Source organism: Candidatus Hydrogenedentota bacterium, assembly GCA_018005585.1.
In the GTDB taxonomy this organism is placed as follows: domain Bacteria; phylum Hydrogenedentota; class Hydrogenedentia; order Hydrogenedentales; family JAGMZX01; genus JAGMZX01.
Genome location: JAGMZX010000008.1, coordinates 15,361 through 41,202, shown reverse-complemented (window position 1 = coordinate 41,202; position 25,842 = coordinate 15,361). Strand labels below are relative to the sequence as shown.

At 62.8% G+C, this 25,842-nt stretch carries 22 protein-coding genes; 9 read left to right on the top strand and 13 right to left on the bottom strand.

Annotation, left to right across the window (positions count from 1 at the left end; genetic code table 11):
- Positions 1-2: 2 nt before the first annotated feature.
- Both fliS and fliD read right to left on the bottom strand, forming a co-directional pair.
- The gene (gene fliS, locus KA184_02630) at positions 3-449 is read right to left on the bottom strand and encodes a flagellar export chaperone FliS (protein MBP8128449.1); all 447 of its coding nucleotides are present in this window, start codon (positions 447-449) and stop codon (positions 3-5) included.
- 17 nt (positions 450-466) lie between these two features.
- A complete protein-coding gene (gene fliD / locus KA184_02625; protein ID MBP8128448.1) occupies positions 467-2,194 on the bottom strand; it encodes a flagellar filament capping protein FliD in 1,728 nt (575 codons plus the stop codon).
- Between the two features lie 465 nt (positions 2,195-2,659).
- Between fliD and KA184_02620 the strand changes: the two genes are divergently transcribed.
- On the top strand, positions 2,660-4,021 hold the full coding sequence (locus tag KA184_02620; GenBank protein MBP8128447.1) for a hypothetical protein: 1,362 nt from the start codon (positions 2,660-2,662) through the stop codon (positions 4,019-4,021).
- A gap of 33 nt (positions 4,022-4,054) precedes the next feature.
- Here KA184_02620 and KA184_02615 read toward each other — a convergent pair whose 3' ends face one another.
- The 5 genes from KA184_02615 to KA184_02595 all read right to left on the bottom strand — a co-directional run bounded on the left by KA184_02615 (position 4,055) and on the right by KA184_02595 (position 7,234).
- Positions 4,055-4,594 carry a hypothetical protein gene (locus KA184_02615; protein MBP8128446.1) on the bottom strand — a complete coding sequence of 180 codons (540 nt, stop codon included), beginning with the start codon at positions 4,592-4,594 and terminating at the stop codon, positions 4,055-4,057.
- Between the two features lie 91 nt (positions 4,595-4,685).
- Complete coding sequence (locus tag KA184_02610) at positions 4,686-5,123, bottom strand: cyclic nucleotide-binding domain-containing protein (GenBank protein ID MBP8128445.1); 438 nt, start codon at positions 5,121-5,123, stop codon at positions 4,686-4,688.
- Positions 5,124-5,189: 66 nt separating this feature from the next.
- Complete coding sequence (locus KA184_02605) at positions 5,190-6,020, bottom strand: PTS sugar transporter subunit IIA (GenBank protein ID MBP8128444.1); 831 nt, start codon at positions 6,018-6,020, stop codon at positions 5,190-5,192.
- A gap of 101 nt (positions 6,021-6,121) precedes the next feature.
- Positions 6,122-6,343, bottom strand: a complete 222-nt coding sequence (locus KA184_02600; GenBank protein ID MBP8128443.1) for a hypothetical protein — start codon at positions 6,341-6,343, stop codon at positions 6,122-6,124.
- A gap of 30 nt (positions 6,344-6,373) precedes the next feature.
- Entirely contained in the window at positions 6,374-7,234 is an 861-nt protein-coding gene (locus tag KA184_02595; protein MBP8128442.1) for a shikimate dehydrogenase, read from the bottom strand.
- Between the two features lie 229 nt (positions 7,235-7,463).
- On the opposite strand from KA184_02595, the gene KA184_02590 reads away from it, so the two are divergent.
- From KA184_02590 to KA184_02580, 3 genes are all read left to right on the top strand, one after another.
- Positions 7,464-8,192, top strand: a complete 729-nt coding sequence (locus tag KA184_02590) for an ABC transporter ATP-binding protein (protein ID MBP8128441.1) — start codon at positions 7,464-7,466, stop codon at positions 8,190-8,192.
- On the top strand, positions 8,186-10,564 hold the full coding sequence (locus KA184_02585; GenBank protein MBP8128440.1) for an FtsX-like permease family protein: 2,379 nt from the start codon (positions 8,186-8,188) through the stop codon (positions 10,562-10,564). Before KA184_02590 ends, KA184_02585 begins: the two co-directional genes overlap by 7 nt.
- A 254-nt stretch (positions 10,565-10,818) precedes the next feature.
- Complete coding sequence (locus KA184_02580; protein ID MBP8128439.1) at positions 10,819-12,714, top strand: transketolase; 1,896 nt, start codon at positions 10,819-10,821, stop codon at positions 12,712-12,714.
- 10 nt (positions 12,715-12,724) lie between these two features.
- On the opposite strand, the gene KA184_02575 is transcribed toward KA184_02580, so the two are convergent.
- Entirely contained in the window at positions 12,725-13,978 is a 1,254-nt protein-coding gene (locus tag KA184_02575) for an MFS transporter (protein MBP8128438.1), read from the bottom strand.
- A 208-nt stretch (positions 13,979-14,186) separates the two neighbouring features.
- Between KA184_02575 and KA184_02570 the strand changes: the two genes are divergently transcribed.
- Together KA184_02570 and KA184_02565 are read left to right on the top strand one after the other, a co-directional pair.
- Complete coding sequence (locus KA184_02570; protein MBP8128437.1) at positions 14,187-14,861, top strand: hypothetical protein; 675 nt, start codon at positions 14,187-14,189, stop codon at positions 14,859-14,861.
- 15 nt (positions 14,862-14,876) lie between these two features.
- Positions 14,877-15,173, top strand: a complete 297-nt coding sequence (locus KA184_02565; GenBank protein MBP8128436.1) for a hypothetical protein — start codon at positions 14,877-14,879, stop codon at positions 15,171-15,173.
- 38 nt (positions 15,174-15,211) lie between these two features.
- Here the strand turns inward: KA184_02565 and KA184_02560 are convergent, their stop codons facing one another.
- The 4 genes from KA184_02560 to KA184_02545 all read right to left on the bottom strand — a co-directional run bounded on the left by KA184_02560 (position 15,212) and on the right by KA184_02545 (position 19,222).
- Complete coding sequence (locus KA184_02560; protein ID MBP8128435.1) at positions 15,212-16,516, bottom strand: efflux RND transporter periplasmic adaptor subunit; 1,305 nt, start codon at positions 16,514-16,516, stop codon at positions 15,212-15,214.
- A 360-nt stretch (positions 16,517-16,876) separates the two neighbouring features.
- Positions 16,877-17,344, bottom strand: a complete 468-nt coding sequence (locus tag KA184_02555; GenBank protein MBP8128434.1) for a PH domain-containing protein — start codon at positions 17,342-17,344, stop codon at positions 16,877-16,879.
- Positions 17,345-17,471: 127 nt separating this feature from the next.
- Entirely contained in the window at positions 17,472-18,740 is a 1,269-nt protein-coding gene (locus tag KA184_02550) for a metallophosphoesterase family protein (protein MBP8128433.1), read from the bottom strand.
- A gap of 107 nt (positions 18,741-18,847) precedes the next feature.
- The gene (locus KA184_02545; GenBank protein ID MBP8128432.1) at positions 18,848-19,222 is read right to left on the bottom strand and encodes a hypothetical protein; all 375 of its coding nucleotides are present in this window, start codon (positions 19,220-19,222) and stop codon (positions 18,848-18,850) included.
- Between the two features lie 397 nt (positions 19,223-19,619).
- Between KA184_02545 and KA184_02540 the strand changes: the two genes are divergently transcribed.
- From KA184_02540 to KA184_02530, 3 genes are all read left to right on the top strand, one after another.
- A complete protein-coding gene (locus tag KA184_02540; protein ID MBP8128431.1) occupies positions 19,620-23,315 on the top strand; it encodes a M4 family metallopeptidase in 3,696 nt (1,231 codons plus the stop codon).
- Between the two features lie 87 nt (positions 23,316-23,402).
- Positions 23,403-24,500, top strand: a complete 1,098-nt coding sequence (locus KA184_02535) for a PD40 domain-containing protein (GenBank protein MBP8128430.1) — start codon at positions 23,403-23,405, stop codon at positions 24,498-24,500.
- Positions 24,497-25,519, top strand: coding sequence for a metallophosphoesterase (locus KA184_02530; GenBank protein MBP8128429.1), 1,023 nt, complete (start codon positions 24,497-24,499; stop codon positions 25,517-25,519). Before KA184_02535 ends, KA184_02530 begins: the two co-directional genes overlap by 4 nt.
- A gap of 10 nt (positions 25,520-25,529) precedes the next feature.
- On the opposite strand, the gene KA184_02525 is transcribed toward KA184_02530, so the two are convergent.
- A partial coding sequence (locus KA184_02525) for a hypothetical protein (protein ID MBP8128428.1) occupies positions 25,530-25,842 on the bottom strand: 313 nt, incomplete at its 5' end.

Below are 25,842 nucleotides of genomic sequence, written 5' to 3'. Positions count from 1 at the left end.
GGTTACCCTTGCACGTTCAGCACGGTGTTGCCGTGCGTGTTGATGGCCGGCGCCGCGGCCGTGGCCTGGTCGCGGGCGACCATGTCGAAGACCTCACGCCAAGTGTCCCGGATCGAGGTGAGAAAGCCTATGCACTGGTCAATGGGCGCGACATCTTTGCGTATGTTGGCCGTGATAAGCAGGTGCTGCAGGTATTCGTAAATGCGGTCGAGGTTTTCCGCGATCTCTCCGGCTTTCATGTTGAGCGCGCCGCGCAATTCCCCCAGGATCTCCTGGGCGCGAATGAGGTTCCGGTGCGCTTCGGGGATGTTTCGTTTTTCGAGCTGGCGTCTGGCCTCTTCGGCGCGTTTGATGGCGCCGTTGAACAGCATGACGATCAGTTTGCCCTGGGAAGCGGTCTCGATGTCTACCTGCTGATATGCGCCCACACGTGGATTTGCCGCGGCCATGGGTTGTTCTCCCCTGCCTAAAAGTTGCCGATCTGCAAAGAAAGGTTGCTTAACGCGGTACCCTGATTCTGGAACTGCGCCAGCATCTGTTCCATGCGCAAGAACTGCCGTCGCAGACGTTCTTCCTTCTGCGTCAGACGTTCTTCGATACGGTCAATCTGACCGTTAAGTCCCTGGACTTGCTGGTCCAGGATTCCGTTTGCGCGCGCCCGTTGGTTCAGGAACCCCGAAAAACCCGCCACCTCGTCCAGATAGTCAAAGAATATGTCGGCAATGCCGTTCTCCGCGTCGTTCGCGAAAAGGGCCGCGACATTGCTCGCGTCGTCGCGCAACGCGGCCCGGAAATCCTCTTCGTCCAGCTGGAGGGCCGGCGTTGCGCTGGAATCGAATTCTTCGCCGGTTGAGATACCGATATCCAGCAGCGTCGAGAATTCCCCGGCGATGCCGGTCACCTGGCTGAAGATGTTGCCGAACAAGTAGTTTTCGATCTGGCGCAGCGTCGAGTCGCCGCGCAATGTCCCCTCATTCGCCGTCAACTGGCGCAGTTCGCTGATGGCCGCGTTGAATTCATCGAGGAATCCGCGCACGTCTTCAATAATGGCCTCATCATCCACCGCAACCGTCACCGTGCTCGTGCCCGTGCTCAGCAGCGTGACCGTAACGCCGCCGATGACATCCGCGATCTCGTTGGTGCTGCGCGTCTGCACGGCCCCGCCATTCACCGTGAACTGGGCGTCGTTGCCCGCGGTCTGGACCGCCGTATCGAGCCCGGCCACCGTGAGGAAATTGCTCGTGTCGCCGGCCGCCCCGAAGCGAATGGTGCGGCTGCCCAGTGTGTTTGACACGACCCGAAGGGTATCGGTGGCTGTGTCGTAACTGGCCGTCACGTTCGCGTCAGACGCATTGATCCGCGCTACGATGTCCAGCATGGAATCGTTGGCGGGGTCCACCGCGATCGCGACACCATTGATGGAGAACGCGCCGGCCGTTACGGCGCCGCCCGCAAAGTTTGTGTTTCCCAGCGCCTCGGAAGGCTCAATGGCGCCCAGGTGCCGGGTGCCCGTGACTTCCGTCGAGCCGCTGCCGTTGGTGTACTGGGTCGCCCCTGTCGCGCCGAGTACCGAAAGAAAGTTGCTCGTGTCACCGGACGCGCCGAAGTTGATGACACCGGTGTCGCCCGGGGCCGTGTTCGCGATAGCGATGGTGTCGGTGCCGGCGTTGTACGTGGCGGTCACGCCGGCCGCGCTCGCGTTGATCTGCGAAATAATGTCATCGAGGCTCTGTGTCGCCGGGTCCACGGTGAACTGCACGCCGTTGATGGAGAAGGCGCCGCCCGTGATCTCCTGATTGATCCCGCTGGTATCCAACGAGGCTGCGGTGTTGATCGAGGCGCCGAGCACGCTGCTGCCCTGCGCCGTTGTGGCGCTCGCCAGTTGGGTCACGTTGACCGAGAACGAGCCGGAGACGGGGTTTTCCCCGGAGACTTGGCTCGTAAGGACCTTCTCCTCGCTGGAAGCCGCGGCAAACTGGCTGAACACGCTGTTCAGCCGGAAATCCTGCATGCGGTTGCGCAGCGTCGTAAGTGTCGTGCGCAGGCCGCGGATCGCGTCGCGCTGTAGCTCCAGATTGCTGATGCGGTCTTCAATCCGTACAATCGGTTGCCTCTCCAACTGCATCAGCTGCGCTATCAGGGTGTTCGTGTCCAGGCCGCTTACCAGTCCGCCCACGCTGATCAAACCGCTCACAATGCATTCTCCGCTGCTGCCGGGTCGGCGCTTACACAACACGCACTACTGTCAAGACTTCGTCATGTCCAGTATCGGCAATACAGGTTATTGACTTTAACATTGGCCGTCATTTCTCACCGGGCCAGGGGTAGCCCGGGTGGGCCTCTTGACAAAATAGCGAAAACTGGTATATTCTTGCAGAATGTGAATTATGAAAATGTTGTCGAGGGCCACGTGATACGCGCGTAACCTCCTCGTCAGGAATACCTGTGATATCCTCTCAGATTGTACACGGTTGTTCCAGGACTTGCCAGGTGCGTGCTTTCGAGGATTTCCGGCAGCGTTTTGCAGTTGCCGTGCGGCCCGGTGTCGCGGATTGACCACGCAGGGCCGCAAGTAGGGCCGCCTGACTTAAGGCGTTCAGTACGTGAGGGGGGCGCGACTGGTGAGCGGTTTTGGGCGGAGTGAAGGAGTACAAGAGGCATGACGGGTGAGGGTCTGACAGCACCATCGGCGGATAGCACGGATTCACTGCCAGAAGTGTCCGATATACCCGGCATTGTGAACACGGCGGGCGAGGAAGAACGCGAAGCCTTTTCGCGGCGCTTCAACGCGGTTGAAGGGCTCGTCGTGATGACGTTTATCCTGATTCTGTTGTGGCCGGCCGCTTATCATTTCGGAGTGCTCCGCGGATACGACATCGTAAACGTGGTTACGAACGTGTTTCTTGTTCTTGGCGGCGCGTACCTGCTCTTTGTGGCGCCCGTCCTCCATCGGGATACGCCCGAATCCTGGGGGCTGGGCAATCCGAGAACGCTGTGGCGGCTCTTGCGCACGGGTACGCTGATGCGGCGCGGCGGTTTGTTCCTTGTGCTGCTGGCCGTCTTCCTGGGCCTCAACTACGCCAATTATGTCAATTGGCATCACGTGCTCGATTTCTTCGGGGTGCAGGGGAGCGTGCTCCAAAGCTTCACCAACGACTACCCGGGCCGCCTGTTGGTCTTTTTGTTCGGAAGTGCCGGCGCGGCGGTGATACTGCTCTTCGCCATCCGGTATGACAACTTCCTGACGGCCTTTCGCACCGCTCTGGTGATCGCCGCGCCGCTCCTGTGCCTTGTGCTGCTCGCGGCGTGGGTCCAGCGGGGGGGCGCGGCATTCGCGCGCCTTCGGTTCGTCCCGTGGGTGCTCGACGTGTTCGGTTACGTGTTCTGGGGATTTGTGCAGCAGCTGCTCTTCAGCGCGTATTTCGGCACCCGTTTCCGCAAGGCGTTCGCGCCCGGGGCGCCGCCGGCCGCGCCGCGCTCGCGGCGCAGGGTGGTGTTCAAGTCTCTCCTCGTGGGTGCGAACGCCGGCTTGGGCGCGTACATCCTGTCGCTTATCGGATTAAGTTCGGCGTACAGCACGGCGAGCGTCCCCGCCGCCATTCCGATGGGTATTGGCCTTGTGATGTTCTTTTTCGGCATCGTCTACGGTTACTACTTGTGCCGCGACGCGAAACGCCTGCTGGTTGCCACGCTTACCGGCGCCTGTTTCGGCTTGATCCACATCGACTCGTACTTCCTTGTTGCGGTGACGTTCGGTCTTGGCATTCCTCTCAGTTACGTATTCATGGAAGACCGGAAACGGAACCTGGTGGCGCTGGGTTTTGTGCACGGCCTGCTGGGGAGCACTTTTGGCAAGTTGTTCAGCAAAGGGGATTCGGGCCTGCTGGAAGTCGATTACAGCGTCGGCCCCTGGAACATCGAACATCCCACCTATGCGACGCTGGTGATACCGCTCCTCTGCATCGGGGTATTGCTGGTGTTTATTGTCTGGTGCGCCCGGAACATCGATGAGGGCGACTGACGGCGCCCTCATCGGTTCCTGCGGGTCAGGGCGTCACAGCGGTTCTACGGCTGACACATCGAATGTGCCGGTGATGCCGAACGGCGGCACGCCAGCCAAGAGCACCAGGTACGCCCAGCTGCCCGCATAGCGGTCCATCTCAGCGTCATTGTCAAGGTTTTCCCCTTGACCCGCCAGCGTCAGGACCACGCACATGCCTGGCGCACAGCCGCCCGAAAGCAAGGTAAGCTGGCCGCCGTCGCCCAGCAGACCGCTAACGGTGACGGTGCTTGGCGGGGTTTCCTCAACCCAATCGGGCAAGTCGATACACGAATAATCGACCGTAACGGCGCCCGACACGCTGTGGTCTCCCGGATAGGGCCTGGTCAGGTCCTGGACGAGCTTGAGGCTCAGTGGACAATCTTCAATAATCTGTTGACGTTCCGCCTCTTCATTGCTGCGTCCGGACCAGACACCCAGGTAGCTGCCTGTGGTATCAAAGGGAGGTTTGGGCCAACCTTCCGGCGGCGGGCAACCGGCCAGTAGTGCGGACACCGCCAGCAGGAGGCATGCTTGTGAGATTCGCGGGCTCATGCAAGGTTCTCCTCTTGGTTGCGCCGGTCTTTCGTTAACACTACCCGTCAGGGCGCAATTCGTCACCAGGAGAACGGTGGGAGACAGCGGGCTATTGCCGCAGACGAGCGTTGGCTTCCTTGAGACGGTGGGAGAGCGTGCGCACCATGTTGAGGAGGATTTGGATCGCCACCTTCTTGGTGAGCAGGCGATAGAAGGTAATCTCGTTCAGCACGAAGACATAGCCGTCTTCAAGGCCTTTGACGGTAGCGCTGCGGCGTTCATGCGTTACGAGCGCCATTTCGCCGAACATGTCCCCCGTGGTCAGGGTGGCCAGACACGTGTCCCCGTCCCCGAAGACGCCCACTCTGCCGCCGAGCACGACGTACATCTGATTGCCGACCGTGTCCCTGTAAAACAGCACGTCGCCCTTCTTGAACGCCATGGTCAACCCATGCGCGAAGATTTTCTCGACCTCCTCCGGAATCAGACCCTGAAAGAGGGAGACACGTTGAATCAGGGACTCGAGTTGAGCGCGCGTCATGGCCATACCGCACCTCTCCTCACGCTGGGGGCGTACCATACGCCTCCGTGGTTGTCTTGACGGAATCGCGCATTACACCATGTAGATGAAGCGGCTGCAGTTGCTGCACGTGTGGATGTGCTCGGCATCCTGCCGGACCTTCTGCGCGAACTGCGACGGCAGCTTCATGAAGCACCCTTGGCAGGTGTCGCCTTCCACCGGCACGAGCGCGGGTGCCCGGCTCTTCATCAGGCGGTCGAAATGCTTGAGAATCCGCGGGTCCACCAGACTGCGGATGTTTTCAATACGCTCGCGAATCTGCGTCTTGCCCGTCTTGGCCGAGTCCAGCATTTCCTGGCAGAGCTGCAGGCGAGCCAGGAGGATGAGGTCCGCGTGCGCGTCGCGGGCCTTGAGTACTTCCGGGTCGGCCTTGAGTTGTTTGGCATAGTGGTTTTCCGGCGCCACGAGATTTTCGGACATCTCCTCGAGCACGCCGTATATCTCATCGGCGGTTTCCGCGCGCAGCAACGCGTTCAGGCGGTCGGGTTCACGCAACATCCGTGCAATCGTCGCGATGAAATTCAAGTAGGTGGTCTGTTGCGTAGGCGGATAACAGATCAAGAACACCAGATGGACCGGCTTGCGGTCCACCGCCATGAAATCGATGCCGACCGTACTGCGCCCGACGGCGCACATCAGCGTCTTCAGCCCGGATACGCGGGCGTGCGGCACGGCAATGCCTTGGCCGATGCCCGTGCTCTCCGTCGTTTCGCGCGCGATGATCTGGTCCAAGGCGGGCCCCATACCCTTGACCTTCTTCCGGTCGAAAAGCAGGTGTGTCAATTCCTTCAATGTATCCGGCTTCGTGGACGCTTCTATTTCCGGAACAATACAGTTCTTCGAGATGAATTTCGTAAGCAACATGCCAAACCTTTCGTGTGAGACCATCATTGCTGACTCCGGAAGTACACGGACGGAAGCCGCGTCCGGTCGCGCGCCGCCATGGTATCACAGCGCTTTCGCAGTCACAATATGGTCGCGGACCCCGGCTCCGCACCGTCGTCGTACCACACGCTTATGAGCAGCACAGGCTCCTCGTGCCGCCCGTCATGGTGCTTGTGCATCCCGAACGACTGGCGGATATCGGAGATCTTGGGATTGTGTTCCGCCAGCCAATCGTTGATATGCGTATCCAGTTGGTGCAGCCCGTCAATGCTGACCTTGCCCAAAAAGGTGTGTACTTTCATCGCTCTCCCTTCCATTTTCCGGCGCCGGGGTCACGTTTGCCGCAACGCGGCCATGAGCGTGTCGCGCATGACGGACCGCGGCGCCGCCACGCCTGTCCACGTCTCGAACTGCAAAACGGCCTGGTTTACCAGCATTTCCAATCCCGGAATAATCGTGCAGCCGGCCGCGTCCGCGTCCGCCAGGAGGCGCGTTCGCAACGGGCGGTACACCATGTCGAACACCACCTGTCCTGCGCGCAGCAAGGCGGCCGGCACGCAGGTTTCACCGACGGAGTGAGGAAACATGCCCACCGGAGTGCCGTGTACGATGATGTCATGGGCGGGCACGGCATTACCCACGTCTTCGGCAATACTCCCGCTTTCCACGGGGACCCGGCCGTGGGAGCGCAGATCGCCCACCAACTTGGCCAGCCGTTCCGGGTTCCGCCCCAGAACGGTCATGCTTCCCACGCCGCCGTGCTCGAGGAACGCAAACGCTACGGCCCGCACAGCGCCGCCGGAGCCCAGGAACAACACGCGTCTCCCTGCGAGCGCGACGCCCGCCTCCTCGAAAGCGCGCAACGTGCCCAGACCGTCCGTCACGGTTCCGGCGAGGCGCCCGTTCACATTCGTGATCGTGTTCACGCACCCAACACGCACCGCCATGGCGTCGACTTCGTCGAGATGCGGCATCACGGCGACCTTGTGCGGTATGGTGACGCTCAACCCGCGCAGGCCCGGCAGGGCGCGCATGCCCTGCAGACACCCCGTCACGTCCTCTACCCGGAACGCCACGTACACATAATTGAGCCCCGTGGCCTCGAACGCCGCGTTGTGTATCAACGGCGACAGCGAGTGTTCTACGGGATTGCCGATGACGGCGCATACCTGTGTCGCGGTATCGATCTTCACGCAGTGTTACCCCTTCCGTCGCCATTATCTGACCTTGAGTATAGCGTAGTATTCGCAGAGCTGCAATGGTTTTTCCTCCGCCGTTTTTCGACGATTGCCCGCCAATCCGCGCGCGCAATGTCCGTTGCGGGGACGAGCGCCAACGCAAGAGGGCCTTCTTGGGCGCGCGGTGGTCTCTCCCTTGCCGCGGCCGTACAATAGACGCCGTCAAACAAGGAGTCTCGGTTTCATGTCGCACGACAACGGAGAGAAGCGGGATGTCGTGTTTCGCGTACGCGAGCTGCGCAAAGACTACCGCATGGGCGAGGTTACCGTATCCGCGCTGCGCGGGGTCACCCTCGACGTTGCCGCGGGCGAGTTTCTCGTGATTCTCGGCCCCAGCGGCTCAGGGAAAAGCACGCTGCTGAACATCATCGGCGGCCTGGACGCGCCCTCCGCGGGCGAGGTCTATTTCCGCGACGAGGTACTGACGAACTACACCGATGCGCAGCGCACGCGTTACCGGCGGTCACGCATCGGCTTCGTGTTCCAGTTCTACAATCTCATGCCGAATTTGACCGCGGAAGAGAATGTTGCCCTTGCCACGGAGATCGCCCCGGACCCGATGGACCCCGTCGAAGCGTTGCGCCTGGTTGGACTCGAGGCGCGTCGCACGCATTTTCCTTCGCAGATGTCGGGCGGCGAACAGCAGCGCGTGGCTATCGCGCGGGCCGTGGCCAAGCGGCCCGAAATCCTGCTGTGCGACGAACCCACGGGCGCCCTGGATTTTTCGACCGGCAAGGTCGTACTCGAAGCGCTGAGCGACATCAACGTGTGTCTGGGCGCGACCCTTATCATCATCACGCACAACGCGGCCATCGGCGGCATGGGCGACCGGGTAATACGCATGTCGGACGGCCACGTGCGCGACATCCTCGTGAACGCGCGGCGCAAGTCCCCGGAAGAACTGGAATGGTAATGCGCATCCTGCACAGGAAGCTCCTGCGCACCCTGCTCAAGACGCCTGGGCAGTCGCTCGCGGTAGTAATGGTTGTGCTGTGCGGCACGGCCTGTTATATCTGTATTGCGTCGGCATACCGCAATCTTCTGCTCACGCGCGACACCTACTACGCACAGCACCGTTTCGCCGATTTCGAGATCCACCTGGAGCGCGCGCCCGTGACCGCCACCGCCAAGCTGTCGGCCATTACGGGAGTGCGCCGTGTGCGGGGCCGCATCGTCCAGGATGTCAAGGTGGACGTGCCTGGTGAACGGGAGTCGCGCATCGGGCGACTCATCTCGATGCCCGACCCGCGCGAGCCCGTGCTCAACGACATCTGTCTGCGCCGCGGCCGCTATTTCTCCGAGGGCGCGCAGAACGAAGTTATCCTCAGCGAGCGATTCGCGGTCAAGAATGGTCTGGAACTCGGAGGCCAAGTCGAGGTGTCCGTCGAGAGCCGCCGCTACCCTCTGCGCATAGTCGGACTCGCGCTGTCACCCGAATATGTCTACATGATACGCAACGTGCAGGAACTCGTGCCCAGTTTCGAGCGTTTCGGCATCCTGTGGGTGCCGCAGGCCTTCGCCGAGACCGCGCTGGACATGCGCGAGGCCTGCAATAACATCGTGGGCGTCGTCGACGAAATCGAAACGCTGGACGGCGTGCTCGAGCGCGCGGAGGAGATACTCGAGCCCTACGGCGTCTTCGCCAAGACCAAGCGGGAAAACCAGATTTCGAACCGTTTTCTCTCGGACGAGATCAAGGGCCTTGGCGTTTCCGCGCGGATTATCCCCGCGATTTTCCAGGGGGTAGCCGCACTAATCCTGCTTGTGCTGCTCAACCGCATGGTGCGCACGGAGCGCACGCAGATCGGGCTGCTCAAGGCCTACGGTTACAGCAACATTCAGGTGGCCGGGCATTACCTTCAATTCGCGCTGATCCTGGCCGTACTTGGCGCCGTCGGCGCGTTTGGGGTGGGCCAGTGGCTTGCCTACGGCATGATCCAGATGTATGTCGAGGTCTATCAGTTTCCCCTGCTCGAATCCCGCGTGTACCCCGATGTGATTTCCCGATCCATCGGCATCGCCATGGTTTTCGCCGTGCTTGGCGCGCTCAGCGCCGCCATCCGCGCCGCGCGCATCCATCCCGCCGAGTCCATGCGGCCGGAAGCACCCCGCTACGCTCACCGCGTCTGGCTCGAACGCTTCACGCGGCTCTGGCGGCGCCTCAGTTTCACCGGGAAGATGATCTGCCGAAACATCTCGCGCAACGCCTTTCGTGCGGGAATCAATGCTTTCGGCGTCATGGTGTCCGCCGCGATCCTGATCGTGGGTTTCTTCACCATGGATGCCCTGCACTATGGCCTCGACATGCAGTTCCACCAGATGCAGCGCCAGGACCTCAAGATCAGTTTTCAACTCGAACAGGGCAGGCAGACCTATTACGATGTGCTGCGTTTCGACCATGTGCGCGACGCCGAGCCCGTGCTTGAGTACCCCTTCGAAATCCGCAATGGATGGCGCAAGAAGGACATTATCGTGACCGGCCTGCCCCGCGGCGCGGATATGCAGCGTCTGCTCGATGAAAACGGCACGCGCGTCGATGTTGGGGAGGATGGCCTCAGCATTGACGAACACCTCGCGCTGACGCTTGGCATTTCCGTGGGCGACCGCGTGGTGCTCAAACCGCTCATGGGTCGCGTTACGCAAGAAAGCGAGGTCGTGGTGCGCCGTATCTACCGCCAGTTTCTGGGGGTGGGCGCGTACATGAACATCGGCGCGCTCAGCCATCTTCTCAACGAGCCGTTCGTCATGAACGCGGCGCTGCTTCGCACCGAACCGGGCCGTGAACCGGACGTCAACTTCGCGCTGCGCGACGTCGCCGCCGTGGCGTCCATCGTTTCGCGCGAACGAGCGTACCAGGCGGTACTGGATACGCTCGCGCAGAGCATGCGCGTTATGAACGTCATGCTGGTCTTGTTCGCGGGCGTGATCGCTTTTGCGGTCATTTACAACGTTACTTCCGTATCCTTGGCCGAACGGCAGCGCGAACTTGCCTCGCTTCGCGTCATGGGGCTTACCGTCTCCGAAGTCGGCCGCATCATGTACATCGAGAACTTCGTTCTGGGCGTACTGGGCCTGCTGGCCGGTTTTCCGAGCGGGTTTGCGCTCTGCCGGCTGCTCATTCACGCGTACGACTCCGACCTCTACCGGCTTCCCTTCCACATCTCCGCGCGCACTCTCGGCATCACCACCGCGCTCACCTTGGCCTTTATCATCGCAGCCAATCTGGCCGTCAGTGTCAAGGTCAGGCGTCTCGACCTCGTGGAGGTGCTCAAGGAACGTGAGTAGACGGTTCCGGCCTGGCGGGGTTCCGCGCGCTGCACGCAGTCGCGCAGGCATGCGATAGGAATTCGTTGGCCTTTTTTTGCTATACTGGTTCTTGTTCCGTGGTGGTGCTCGATGCCCGCCAAATCCATTTCATGACGCAGGCGCACGCGGCGGGCGTTTTCGTGTATGCGCTAATCTTCTTCGGGGTGTGTTCGGGTAGTCTGTTTGGCGCGGGTTGCGCTCCCGGAACAGGAAGGCAACGGAGGTCTGAAGCGATGAGTTTTCCGATTGACGTAAGCGGCTACAAAGCGGTGGCAATTGACCCGTTCGGCGGCCAGATCTCAGCGGACCAACGCGTGCAGCTGCTGGCGAACATTCAGGTCGTGCGCGACGTTATCATCTTTTTCACCAGCGTTGCGGGCGCGAAGGGACTTGGCGGCCACACGGGCGGCGCGTACAGCATCGTGCCGGAGGCGCTCATTGCGGACGCGTTCATGAAAGGGAACAAGAAGGTCTACCCGGTCTACTTCGACGAAGGTGGGCACCGCGTGGCGCTTCAGTACGCGATGGCCGCGTTCAACGGCGAGATGCCGTTTGAGAAACTGCTGCAATACCGCGCAGCGAACGAGGGCCTTTACGGCCATCCTGAGATCGACCGCGAACTGGGCATCAAGTTCGCCTCGGGCCGGCTCGGGCACCTCTGGCCGTTTGTCAACGGCGTGTCCAAGGCGCATCCGGACAAGGTCGTGTTCCTCTTCGGGTCGGACGGCTCGCAGCAGGAAGGCGACGATGCCGAAGCGGCGCGCCTGGCCGTCGCGCAGCAACTTAACGTGAAGCTGTGCATCGATGACAACGACGTGACGATTTCCGGGCATCCTTCGAAATACCTGCCGGGCTACGACATCGCGCGGACGCTCCGGGGCCACGGCCTGACGGTTGACGTTGGCGACGGCGAAGACCTGGACGCGCTGTTCGCGCGCATGCTCATGGCGGTGCGGACGGAAGGGCCCGTGGCGTTGATCAACAAGCGGGTCATGGCGCCCGGAGTGCCGGGCATCGAAGGCACGCACGCGGGCCACGACGTCATCGGCAAGGAGAACGCGGCAGCTTACCTGGCGCGGCGCGGACTTACCGAAGCGGTGACGTATCTGAACGCGGTCAAGAAAGTGGGGGGTGGCGGCGCGCTGAGGGGTTCGTCGGAGGATTCCGCAAGCAACCGCACGGAATTCGGCAAGATCGTGAACGAAATCCTGGATGGCATGCCGGAATCCGAGCGGGCCGCGAAGGTGCTCGTGGTCGATTCCGACCTGGAAGGCTCGACGGGCCTCAAGGGCATCCGCGAGAGGCATCCCGAAGTGTTCATCAACGGCGGCGTGCAGGAGCGGGGCAATTTCTCGGCGGCGGCGGGGTTTGGCTTCGAGCCGGGCCGCCAGGGCATCTTCAGCACCTTCTCCGCGTTTCTCGAGATGATCGTCTCGGAACTCACCATGGCGCGGCTGAACGGCGCGAACGTGATCTGCCATTTCTCGCACGCGGGCGTGGACGACATGGCCGACAACACGTGCCACTATGGGATCAACATCTTCTACGGCGATAACGGTCTGCCCGAAGACGACGTGACGCGCCTGTATTTCGCCGCGGATGCGCTGCAGCTCAAGAGCCTCGTGCGCGCGGTGTGGAACGACGGCGGGGTCCGGTTCATCTTCTCGACGCGCAGCAAAGTCCCCTTCATTCTGAAAGAAGACGGCTCGAAGTATTACGAGGGTGGCTACCAGTTCGTGCCGGGCAAGGACGAGATCATCCGTAACGGGTCGCGCGGCTTTGTCGTTTCCTACGGCGACATGCTGTACCGCGCGCTGGACGCGGTGGAGCGCGCGCGGGACGCGGGTATCGACGTGGGCTTGATCAACAAGCCGACACTGAACGTTGTGGACGAGGACATGATGCAGACGCTGGGCTCGGCGCCGTTCGTCATGGTCGCGGAAACGCAGAACGTGAAGACGGGACTGGGCAGCCGGTTCGGGACTTGGCTGCTCGAGCGGGGCTACGCGCCGCGCCTGGCGGTCCTTGGCGTGGGCAAGGCGGGGCGGGGTGGTCTCGGCGAACATATCTTCCATCAAGGGCTCGACCCCGACAGTCTCCTCGCGAAGATCCGGCAGTTGGCGGGGTAGCCGGCCCGGCCTACCGATCATTTTCAGCAGACGCGGCGGGCGACGCCTCTACGCGGCGCCTGCCGTGGGCGATCAAGAGGCGTTGCAGGAACAGGGCGGCGGCGATGAAGAGGGGCGTGCAGAGGAAGGGCAGAGCGAGATTGCCCGAGCGCCCGATGACGTAGCCGAATACGACGCTGCCCGCGAATCCGCCCATACCTACCGCGGCCTCGTTGATAGTCGCGCGCCGGTGCTTGTGCGCGGCGTCGGTCACGCTGTAATACACGCTCGAGAAGAAGGCCACCCCCAGGGCTGCGCCGACCACCGCAAAGCATGGGGCCATCAGCAAGAGGCTCGACGTCCGGCCCAGCAGCCAGAATGCCCCCGCGCATCCGGCCTGCAGCCAGATGACCAGCCGGAAATCGTGCCGCCAGCAGCGGGAACGTCCCAGCAGCATGAAGGCGGCGGCGGTGAGCAGGCTGAGCGCGGAAGCCAGGAGGGCGTAGGTGGTCGCGGGCGCGGCGTGCAGGAACCCGGGCAGCGGCCAGCCAGCGGCCATGCATAATTCGCCGGAGCCAAGCAGGTCCTGGATCCGTTTCGGGTATACGGTGCGCAGCACACCGACGAGCACGTTGACCACAAACGTCGCGAACCACGCCGCGTACAAGTATACCTCGCTTGCGCGGTCGTGAGCCGCGCGCTCCTCTGATACCTGGTCATGTCCCGGACCGAACAGGTCGCGCTCGTGCGGCAGCGAGAGGAGCAGCGCGAAACAGACACTGCCCAGCAGCAGCAGGACAAGAAAGGGCAGGCGGAAATCGAGGTCGTAGAGCGGCCCGGCAAGCATTGGGCTGACGGCAAAGCCGAAACTCCACGCCACGTTGAACCAGCCGAGTTGCCGCGCGCGTTTTGCCGGGTTTGGCTCCGCGCCGACCCAGGAATGGAGCGCCGGCCAGACAAAGGCCAGAGCGCCGAATGCGACCACGGTCAGCGCGCCGCACACGATCGGGCTGCGCGTCAGCGGAAAAGGCGCATAGACCAGCGAGAACACGGCGATGCCGCCCATGGCGTACCAAAGCCCGTTGCGCACGCGCGAGACGATGCCCGACACCGCGATACAAGCGAACGCGTAGGCGGCCATTTGCAGGCCGCCGATATAGCCGGACATGCGCTCGTCGCCATGCAGCACATCGTAGAGAAAGAAAGGCGTTCCTGTAATTCCAGCCATTATGGCGAAATCGAGCACGAATCCAACAAGGTACATGCGGCGGAGAGGGGTGAACATAGCGGCGGGAGTCTAGGCATTTCACGCGCAGGAGTCAAGAGGGCTGATTGCGCCGGAGTTGGACGTCGCCGTACCCGTTTTCCCAGTCTCTTTTGCCCTCTCCGTCCTGCAAGCTTTCTACCGTGCTATTCCTGCCTCGGGCGGGTGCAACGGCCCCGCGTGGAAGGGTGGGGCCGGGTTTCGCCGGCCGCAATCGCGGAGATACGACATGACCTTGCCGGCTATGGGCGCGAAGCCCCGGTACCTTGAAGAACTGCGCATCGGCGGCGGCTACGGGTCCACCCCGGACGGCGGCGCGGATATGGATAAGCAGGGCAACGTCGCCCTCGACGGCGACCTGACGGTTGACGGCGACGCGGACATCGGGGGCAACCTCGAGGTGTCGGGCGTCGACGGAACCTGGAGTGCTTTCCGCACGGCCAAAGAGGGATGGCCCGCATACAGCAATCCCTGCGGCGGCCCCACGCTGATGGGGTTCTCGGGTTCTTGGCGGTTGAGCTGGCATACGCTCGATTTCGACAAAGACACGGATGAATATGGCGCATTCAACTTCGTCCTGCCGCCGGATTATGACGGCCGCGAATTGCGCGTAACGCTGTACTGGACCGCCACGTCCGGCACGGGCGGCAACGTGCGCTGGCGCATTTACTTGCGCTGCAGTGGCGACGGCGACGGGCTCGACAACACGGTTATCGAGAATTTTGCGCTGTCTGACGGTCTTATTGCGTTGAAGGACCTGCACGCCGTCGCGGGGACGCGCACCCCCGCGAATGCAGCCGCGGGCAATGTGCTCGTGGTCACCGTGCAGCGCGAAGCGTCGCATGCGGACGACACGCTCGACGCGGACGCGCGCCTGATTGGCGTGCGCCTCAGCTACGTCTGAAGAAAGAGGTGCCCCATGATTTCCTGTTTGCTCACATGCTGTCTGTCGCTGGGGTTCGCCGCCGTAATCGCCGGCTGGCCCCGCAATGGCGCGGCTCAAACGCCGGAACCGCCTTCGGCCGCGCCCTTCCCGGAATGGCATCCGGATGAACAGTCCGCCTGGGTGCGGGAGCGGCTGATGTTCTGGCGGCGGGTGCGACACCTGCTGCGCGGCCGCCGCACCGCGCGCACGGCCGAAGAGCGCGCCGCCCTCGGGTTGGAACTGGCGCAATTGACGGAATCCCTGGACCAAACGCACCCCGATGGCGCCTGAACGCAATACGAAGGGTCAGGCACAGGCGCGGCTGACGGTTACGAGGGGTCTTTCTCTTTCACGCGCGCGCCGTCCGCCAAGTCGTTGGGCGGCTCGGCAACAAACGTATCCTCCGGGCCGAGGCCCGCAGTGACCTCGGCCCAATCCTCGTTCTTGAGCCCCACAGTTACCGGCGTCAGCCACGCGGTCCCGCCATCGGTCTTGAATACGTGCCACGCGCCCTCATGCTGGAACACCGCACGGTCCGGAACGGCGAGCGTGTCCGCGCTTTCGGCGGTGATAATCTTGACGTCGAGACTGGTGCCCGGGCGCAGCGTGACCGCCTGCGTATCGTAATCAATCAGGACGCGCACGCGTTGCTGTTCGATGCCGAGCGCGGATATCTTCTTGAATGCGGCCGGGTGTATGCGCTTGACGGTGCCCAGGGCCGTCTCGCCGTCCAGCGCCTTGCCCGTGATCTCGACCGCGTCGCCCGGCGCGACGCGCACTACCTCCTCCGAAAGCACGTCGCACAGGATTTCGCTCGACGCCGGGTCGCCCATCTGCAACAGCGGCGTGCCGGCGAGCAAGGTGCGCCGGTTCTCGACGAATTTCATGAGAATCGGACCGGTCACGGGCGCGCGAATCGTCGTCTTCTCGAGGTCATCGCGGAGAATCTCCAGTTGTGCCTCGAAGTTCGCGATTTGGGCCTGATGCGCCTCGCGCATGAATTCGTTGTCGTCCACCGAATCCGCTAGCTGCCGTGACGCCAGGGTCGCGATTTCGAGCCCTTTTCCGGCGGCCTGCTCGGCGAGGCGCGCCCTTGCCAAATCCTGTTCGAGCGCGCGAAAGGCGCTCTCCGCCTCGTCATAGGAACGCTGGCTCATGACCCCCTCGGCCCGAAGCCGCTGCGCGCGCTCATAGTCTTTCCGCGCCTGTTCCAGGTTGATCTCGACGATGGCGCGGGCCTTGCGCGCCATTTCGAGCGACGCCGTAGCTTCCTTCACGCGCTCTTCGGCTGCCGCAAGCGCTTCCGGCTTGGGTTTCGAGACATCCACGCCGGTTATCTGCGCGCGCGTCTGCGCGACCAGCGCCTCCAGACCCTTGATCTGCTGTTCAATAGGCAGGGACTCGACCCGCGTCAGGGCTTCGCCCTGCTGCACAATGTCGCCTACTTCCCATTCGATCCGCGACACGGTGCCCGAGACGGGCATGTCGACCGTATACGTGCGCGCCAACTGGGTCTCCGCATCTTCCGCGATGTACTCGCGCACCGTCATGCGGACCGGCCGTCCGTATGCGACCAGCACGGGCCGCGGGCGCAATGCCACCACCGCGCCCGCTGCAAGGGCCAGTATTACCATTCCCCAGAACGCCTTGCGTTTCATCGCACCCTCGCCGTTCGGCGTGAACCTCGCTGCTTTGCATCTCAGAATGCCGTGTCACAGTAACAAAGTGCGCCATGCTTGCTCCACTTTCGCAAGAGCCGCCTCCGCCGGGACAGGCATATAGCTTTGACGGAAAGAAGCGGGTTAAGCGCGAAAGGAGACACCGTTCATAAACAGGACCGGCGTGCTATCTGCCTGCATGGGCAACCCGTGCCGGTTGCCGATGGCGCAACGAGTCTTTAGACAGACGGTCAGGCAACATGGCCATTGAAGCCGCGTGGCGGCCGGCCCCCCTGCTGGTACTGAGCACAGGGAAAGCGTGGCGGTGTGGGAGCCCTATTCGCCGTCGTGTTGAGCGCCCTGCCGTTTCTCGACCTGGATGCGCTTCTGTTTGAGCACAAGGTCTTTGATGCCGCTGGGGTCAGGCACGCCGAACACCTCTTCTTCCCAGCCTTCCGTCCCCGCCGTGCCGATGCGTACCGAGCCGATGTTCACGACGCGTTGAATAAGCGACTGGAACGTCTCGATGGCGCGAACGTCCGCGCACGAAATGTGGTTCTCGGTCTTGCTGAGCACGCCGCGGCTGGATACGACCTTGTCCTCGTAAACAACGATCCGCATGCCGGCGCGCTTCCAGAGCACGACGACCAGGGGCACAAGAAGCAGGCAAAGGAGGAACCACGCGTCAGGGAAGTGCCTGCCCAGGAGGATAGCCGAGGCGGCGATAATTACGGACAACAGATACCACCCGATGTAATTCCACCAAGACGGCCGCACTTCCAGCAGCTTTTTACCCTCGAGCATGGCTAGACCCTCCCGTGACTCTCCGATGGATCGGCATCATAGTCCGGTTTCCGTGAGGCAATCAAGTACCGCGCGCAAAAGCAAGCGGGACTATCGTGTCATGCGGGGCCCCCGGCGCTCCTCCGCGTCACTTTTCGATAATTACCTCGTCCCGCACGTTTCCATTCGCGTCATAGGCGCGATAGGTCAGTGTGTTGCCGCCGCTGGTTTCGATGTCGATCAACTGATAGGTGGGGATGTCGGTAAACGCGACCGCGGCGTATTCATGCGATTCCTGCTCGTAGTGTTTCAAGCCGGAATTCGCCACGACGTAGTACGTGCCTTGCGCGGCGGACGCGACAGCCTGCCCGGCGCGCATCGGCGGCGTGCGCAGGTACGCGTGATCGTGGCCCGTGAACACCATGTCCACGTGGTATTCGTCGAAGACCGCGCCCCAGTGCTCACGGATCTCAGGGTTGTCCCTGCGCGGCGCCGACGAATACACCGGGTGGTGGAACAGGGCAAAATTCCATGTGGCGTTCGATGCGGCCAGTTGCTCTGCCAGCCAGGCTCGTTGTGCGTCTGCGGGCTGGTTCGAGTCCAGAACCAGGAACAGCGCGTTCCGGTAGGCAAAACGGTAGGTCCGCTCCGGGGGGATGCCCGCCGGCCCGTTCTTCGGCAACGTGAACATGTCCAGAAACAAACGCGGATTCTCTTCTCTCGTGTATTCGTGATTGCCTATCGCGGGCATGACGGGCCGCCGGTTGTATACGCCCTGCGCCGCATGGAACAGCGCGTCCCAGTCTTCCCGGTCGTTGCCGCGATTAGCGAGGTCGCCCGCCATCAGATAGAACGCCGGGCCGGGTCTCTGTTCCGCCGCGCGGTGCAGCAGACGCCCCCATTCCTCATAGCCCAATTGCGCATCGCCCAAATAAGCAAAAGAGAATGGCCCGGCGTCAAGCGGGGCAGTCGTGAACTCCGTCCACTCGGTCCAGACATTGGCCGCGGGATTTCCCACGCGATAGATGTACGCAGTGTTGGGCGTCAACTCCGTGATCGTGGCCGTGAACCGGTGATTTGCGGGGTCATTCACGAGGAGCGGGTCTTCGAGGACCTGCAAGCCGGCCTTGACCTCGGTGACCTCCCCGGCATCGCCCCCGCTGAGGCGGTATTGAACCGCGCTTTGCGCGACTGCGGGGGATGTGCGCCACTGCACGGTTTGCGTGGTTGCCGGGTCGCCGCTCCAGGTCAGACAAAGTTGGTCCGGTACGGCCGTAGCCGGCACGGCGGTCGTTCGCTCATGGGCGTCCGCGCGCGCGAGGCAAAACCGTTCCGCAACGCTTTGCGTCGCCGGGAATAACCCATAACTGACAGCGAAGAGCAAGAGGGCAAGCAGCGGCAAGCGGTGCTTAGTCAATGGGCGAACTCCTCTGCCGTGCTCGTGACCGCGCGCCTGCAACCGCGGCGCAACTCGGGCCCTGGCGCGGCGATAACACACAAGCGCCGGGGACACTATGTTGGGCTTCAGACGCGTATGTCAAGGTGCGGGAGAGGGAGAGGGAGAGGGATGGAACGCCGGTCGCGCCACGGGGGTGCGTCACGCAGCTTCGGGTCGGCGACCCGTTCGGGCAGGTAACTGACATAAGGTTCGCCGCGCACGTTCAGGACCTCGGTGCCGACGACCCCTTGCCGGAGCAGGTCCGCCGTAATCCGCAGGAACTCCTGAAGCTGTTCCTTGTCCAGAGCATAGACCGCGCCGAGTACGTCGCGGCCGCCCCGGGACAACTGGAACACGACATCCACAGCGTCTATAGCCGACGACGGTGCGACATCCCGCGCCGAAGACGCGCCTGTGGCCACGCAGGGCCGCGCCCGTTCCGAAGGTTTCAACGGGAACATGGGGGTAATTCCCGCAGATGTGACTGCCGCAATGCGCACGTACGCCATCCTTGGCTCGGTCCGCGAGGGACATCGTTGAGGTCGCTCTGGAAATCTTATCGTCGCGCGGTCAGTTCAGCTTTAGCGGCATGGCTCAGATATAATTCGCTGTTTTCACATAATGCTTCCTGTCCGTCGAAGGTTTTCCTTGACTTGCATTCTGGGCTTAGTGTACAAAGATAAAGCCAACATACGCTTATGCGATAACAGGCCTGCCCCGTGGTCTCGTATGGGTCATGAGGCGGTATGTGTGTTGTGTCTGTGATGGCCTGCGCTGGCTGCGGATGGCGGCGCGGTGCAGGCAAGAGAGAGGTATACGATGCTGCGGGCTGCGAAGTGCTTCGGAAGGAGGCCGTTTATGCGGAGTAATATCCTGGCCGTCTTGGCGCTTGTCGGGGTGCTTATCGGCGTGACAGTTCCCGCGAGTGCGCTGGAAGCGGACCCTCAAGACCTGGAAGCCGTCATGGGGGCGTTGCGCGCACCGGGCGCCACCGAGCGGCCGCTGGTATTCCAGACGGACGAAGGTTTCCTTCGTTTTCTGGGCGCGCCGCCGGGCGGTCATTATGTGGTAGATACGCCGGCGAAGAACGCGGCCCCCGAACAAGCGGCCAGGACATTTCTGGAGACACACGGCAAGGCGTTCGGGCTGGTCAGCGACCGCGTCGGGCTGCGCCGGACCAGAACCGTGCCGCTCGGGGTGCGCACGGTGGTGCGGATGGAGCAGACGTACAATGGGCTGCGCGTGTTCGGTGCGGAGGTGGTGGTGCAGGTCAACGCTGCGGGTGACGTGCTTAGCGTGGCGAGCGACATAGCGCGTGACCTGCGCGGTTTGGACAGCGGCGCGATTCCGCTTGCGCCCAGAGTGGACGCCGCCACGGCGTCGGCGAAGGCGAAGACGGGCGTTGCGGGGCGCTCGGAGAACGTCACCGAGGCGGACTTGCGGGTCAGCGAAGGGCCGGAGTTGATGATATACCAGCCGACGGTGCTGGGGCTGTCCGGGGCTGCGCGCCTGGTGTGGTCGATGGAGGTGGTGAGCACGAAACAGCCGCCGGTCAAGGAGGCGGTGCTGATTGACGCCCAATCGGGCGAAGAAGCCCTGCATTTCTCCCTTATCATGGATGGCCGGCTGCGCATCATCTATGACCTGAACAACACGAATTACATCCCCGCGACGCCCGCACGCGTCGAAACGCAGGGGCCAACGGGTATCGCCGATGTCGACAACGCGTATGATTTCCTCGGAGATACGTATAGCTTTTTCCTGACGCATCACGACTGGGACAACTTCGACAACGGTCAGGAAACGCCATTGGGCGGCTATAGTTTCATGCCGATTACCGCCTACGTGCGGCTGCCGCTGGTGAATGCGTTTTTCATGTCCGCGGGACCCTATTCGGCCTTCTACTTCGGCACGGATTTCGTTGTGGATGACGTGACGGCGCATGAATTCACGCACGGTGTCACGCAATATGCTTCGAATCTTGAGTATCAGGGATTCTCCGGGGCTATCAGTGAATCCTTTTCGGATATCTGGGGCGAGTTCGTGGACCTGACCAACGGCCGCGGCGACGACTCGGATGCGGTGCGCTGGTTGTGCGGCGAAGATATCCCCGAGTACTTGCTTGAGTTGATGGTTCCGGGAGCGTTGGAGCGCGGCATACGCGACATGAAAGACCCGACGGTGTTCGGCGACCCGGACCGTCTCAACAGTCCGCTGGTGATTCCGCCAAACAGCGGCTATGACAATGGCGGCGTGCACATCAACAGCGGCATCGGCAACAAGCTGTGCTATTTGCTCACGGACGGCGATGAGTTCAACAACCGGAAGGTCGAAGGTCTCGGGATCGACACCACGGCGGACCTGTTCTGGGAGTGCCAGATGACGCTGCCGAAGACGGCGGATTACCACGACCTCTACTTCGCGCTCATGCAGGGCGCCGTCAATCTGGACCTGGCTTTTGAGCAACGGCTCAATGTATTGGCGGGCTGCCAGGCGGTAGAAATCGTGCCGCCGGGAGAATCGGCCGTCTTCCAGGCCACGGCGACGGAAACGCTCGAAGGCCAACCGGCCGTCTCTCTGTATTGGGAAGTGCCCAATCCCAGTCTGCTGGCCAATACCATCATTGTCCGGAGCACGACCGGGTACACGACGGAGGCCGGCGAAGGCCTGGTCATCGAACCCGGACTCGAGAGCAAGTACCTTGATTTGGACGTGCTGCCCGGTGTCGAGTATTTCTACACACTCGTCCAGGACCATCTGGACGGCAGCCTGCTTATTTCACAGGCGAACGCTATCGCGGGGACAGGGCAGCTGAACTATCTTACGGAAGCGTTCGGCCGCGCGCACGGGATTGACCTGGCCAATTCACAATTGACCTTCACGCCCGTTGGCGCGCCGGCGGGAGCCATCGACAGCCCGATGCAAACAGGCTACGAGCGATACGAGGTTACTCGCGCGCACAACGTGTTCCGCCTGCCCGTGCCACGGTCCGACGCGCAGGGCAGCGCGTACAGCCTCACATTCCTCCAGAACGACGCGGTGTCGTTCTACACGGGCGGGCGGCCGTTCTATTTCTTCGGCATCTATTATCCCTACATCTACCTGTATGAGAACGGCTATATCGTATTCAGCCCCATAGCCACCTGGGACTTCGACAATTTCCCCTCGCTGGCCGCGCACTTCGATGTGCCGCGCATTTCCTTCCTGTTCGCGGATCTTGCCGTGAATATTGGCGGCACGGCTTGGGCACGGCGCCTGGATGACCGTCTTGTCTTCACATTCGAGCAGGTGCCCGAGAATCAAGGGCGCTCATTCCCCGCGCCGGACACGAACACGATGCAAGTCGAACTGTTCGACAACGGGCAAATCCGGTTCACGTACTTGCAGTTGTCGGTTGAAAACGCGGTGGTGGGACTCTCCAATGGCCAGGGCCGTCCCGTGGACCCGGCGGACCTGTTCGACAACGTGGCCGGGAGAACGACCGAGACCGATTTGTCGCAGAGCCCGCTTTCGCCTTCGCGCCTGCGCATCGAGCCCATTGCAATGCCGATTGTGGACGCCGGCGAACGTGTTACGTTCCCTGTGCAGGCAACGGCGCCCGCGGGCGCGGCCACACCGCAACTTACGGCAACCTGGGACCTTGCGCAGCCGATTCCGTTCGCGGATAACGGCAACGGTACCGCCCGCTTTGACTGGCAGACGACCCTTTCGGACGCGGGGACCTATGCGTTGCGGATTATGGCAACGTCGGGCGTGGAGGTCGCGTACCAGGATGTCCGCATCGTCGTGGGCGAAGTGTATGAAGCGCCCGAGGCAAGCGGTCTGCGGCTATCGACCGGTCTCCCGCTTGAGAATCCGTCCCTGAGCCGCGATATCCCGCCGGGCGTGCCGCTCTCTGCCGCGTATACCTATTCGCAGCCTCAAGGCCATGCCGAAGGTCCGTCGCAACTGTATTGGTACCGGAACAGCGCGCTGGTGCCGGGGCTGACGAACCGGTGGAATGTCCCGGCGACGCAGGTGCAGGGCGGTGAATCCTGGTCGTTCTCGATTCTTCCTTTCTCGCAGTACTACGTGATGGGCGCGGAGGCGTTTTCGCCCGTGGTCCACGTATTGGCCGTTCCGCAGATCGACTCCGTTACGCCGAACTTCGGCGAGATCGCGGGCGGCGACCGCGTCATCGTACAGGGCAGATGGCTGAACATGCCGATGCAGGTTACCTTCGGCGGCATAAAGGCCGACCAGGTCTTCTCGCTGGGCGATGAGCAGCTCGAAGTAGTGACGCCGCTGCATCTGGCCGGCACGGTGGACGTGGTGGTCAAGACGCCTTCCGGCACGGGCGTGCTCCAACAGGCCTTCACTTTCACGCCGGACGCGTCGAAGGTTCCCAACCCGGATGTGAACGGCGACGGTGCCGTGGATGCCTTGGACCTGCAAATCGTGGTCAACGCCATCCTCTCGCAAGCGAAGTCGCAGTTGAATGCCGATGCCAACCGGGACGGATACGTGAATGCGCTTGACATGCAGACGGTCGTGAACGCGGCGTTGTATCGTTAACTTGAAATGGACAAACCCCAGTCGCCGCCACGTCGCTGACGCGGCGGCGAATCTGCATCAGGGGCCGGCAAGCGGGAGTTAGCGCGGGTGATACTGGGCCTTTATTTGCTGGCCGCCGCGTACAGCGGCGCACCCGGGGGTCAAATCGCGTTTGTCGCCGGGACCGGTCAGGGTACGCGTTGCGCGTGTGTGCTGGACCTCCGCTCGAAGTCGGTCCGGCGCGTGGGGCCCGGCGGGCACGATGGCGCACCCCGATGGTCGCCCGACGGTGTGTGGCTCGCGTTTCCCTCGAAGTACGGCGAGGGCATGGGCATCTATGTCGCGCGCGCGGACAGCGCCGAGGGCTGTTTCTTGAACACCAGCCGCCGCTGGAACCACCGGCCCGTCTGGTCGCCGGACGGCAAGCGGCTCGTGTTCGCCGCTTCGCAGGAGGGGACCTTGGCGCAGCGCCTGGTGGTGTACGACCTCGCGTCGCATACGGAGGCGGAATGGGGCGGCGGCCGCGAGGGCCTGCTCGATGCGGTATGGGCGCCGAACCTCGACCTGATGCGGGCGCTTGACCCCGAGGAAAAAGTGACTTGGGAAGGGCTGGACACGGGCGTCTTCCTTGCGGAAGCCGCCGCCGAAGGCGCGCTCGTGGCCGCGGGCCTGACCGGGACGCCGGGACGCCTGTCGACCGAACTCTATCTCGTTACCCGCACCCAGGTTGCGCCGTTGCTTGCGTTTCTGTTGCCGCCTGGCGCTTCGTACGCCGAATGGGCGCCGCGGCCCGACCCCGACGGCGAACGGTTTGCCTTCGAGTCGAATGACGGCGGCGACCGCGAGATCTTCGTGCTGGGGAAACGCGGTATCGGCGACGTGTCGAACCACCGCGAGGCGGACTGGTCCCCGGTCTGGTCGCCAGACGGCGGCTACCTTGCCTTCGAGTCGTTTCGCGGCGGCCGCCGCGGCATCTACGCCGTGTATCCTGAAACCGCGCGCGTTTTTGCCGTTGCCGCGGGCGCCAACTATGACTGTTGGGCTCCCGACTGGTCCCCGGACGAGGAGTGGCTGGTTTATGTCTCGGACCGGGGGGGCAATCCAGATTTGTACGTGGCGCGGCGGGACGGGTCGGAGACGCTGCGCCTGACTGAGACAACCGAGGCGGAGTACGCGCCCGCATGGCGGCCGGAGCAGGCGGAATGAACCGTTGCGCAATCCTATGCGGGTCTTTCCTGTATGCGTGCTGCGCCGTGGCGTTCGCGCGCGAGGCGGACGGCGCTCTGGGGCTCATCCACGCGCCGCATAACGGCGCGCCCGCGATCTCGGAGCCGGGCGGCTCGTTCGAGGCGGTGCTCGAACACGAAGCCGGCCTGGCGCTTGTAGGAGATACCGGCCCGTTGCCGCTCGAGGTAATCTGGAGTGACCTCCCTGGCGGATGGAAGCGCGCGTTCTGCGCCGTGCCCGAAAGCGCGGCCGCGGGTACCTACGCGCTCGAAGCGCGCACGCCCGATGGCACGGACCGCCATGCCCGCGCCGTCTTCCTCTACGCGCACTTCCCCGACTACTACGTCATCGCGCACCTGACGGACGCGCACGTGGGTTCGACACGCCACGCCCGCGCCGCGGAGGTCATTTTCGCCGACCTTTTGCGCGTCGTGAACGATTCCGACGCGACGCTTGCAGTGATTACCGGCGACCTGACGGACAGCGGGTCGCCGGAGCAGTTCCGCGCGTTTCTGCGCGTGCTCGATACGTGCCGGCTGCCGACTTTCGTGCAACCGGGCAACCACGACCGCGAGGGCACGCATTACGAGACATTTTTCGGCCCGCTGACCTACATGTTCCGATTCGGTTACGACGGCTTTCTCGCGTTTGACACGAAAGACTACGTAATGGCGGACGAGTTGGGGCGTCAGGACGCGGACCTGCAGGTGTTCCGCCGCGCGCTCAAGCCCTGCCGCTGGACCGTCGGCCTCACGCATCGCTACGAGCAGATGATGGGTTTGCGCAGCCAGTTGATCCTGTTTGTCGATGAGCCGCTCGACGCGCTCGCGTTCGGCCATTTCCACCGCGAGAACACACAGGAAGAGGCCGTCGCGCCTTGGGGCAAGACGCAGCTGATCATGACGCCCGCGGCGGTTGACGGCTGGCTGCGTTTCATCGACATGACGATCTCCGGCGTGCTCGCGCGCGCCCCGGAACAGCGCGTGCCAATCGATTAGCGAAAGTGGCTCAGGGGCCGACGGGAATGCCCGCGCTGGTGCCGTCATTAACGATGGCAAGGCCGTCCGTGACCGCGCGATACGCGGCGTCCACGACTGCGGACGAAGGCGGAACATAGCCCGGCCCGCGCTGCACGTCGAAAACGAAGATACACGCCATCCCCGCCCAGAACGCGCGCCGCGTATAGGGCAGGCTGCGCTTCATAAGATACCCGCCGACGCGTTCCGCGAAGTCCACGTTGCCGAAGCCGCCCACCCAGACCACCCAGACGCGCTCATGCTGCGCCAGCGCGGCGTCGGCGCACGCGCACACATGGTACAGG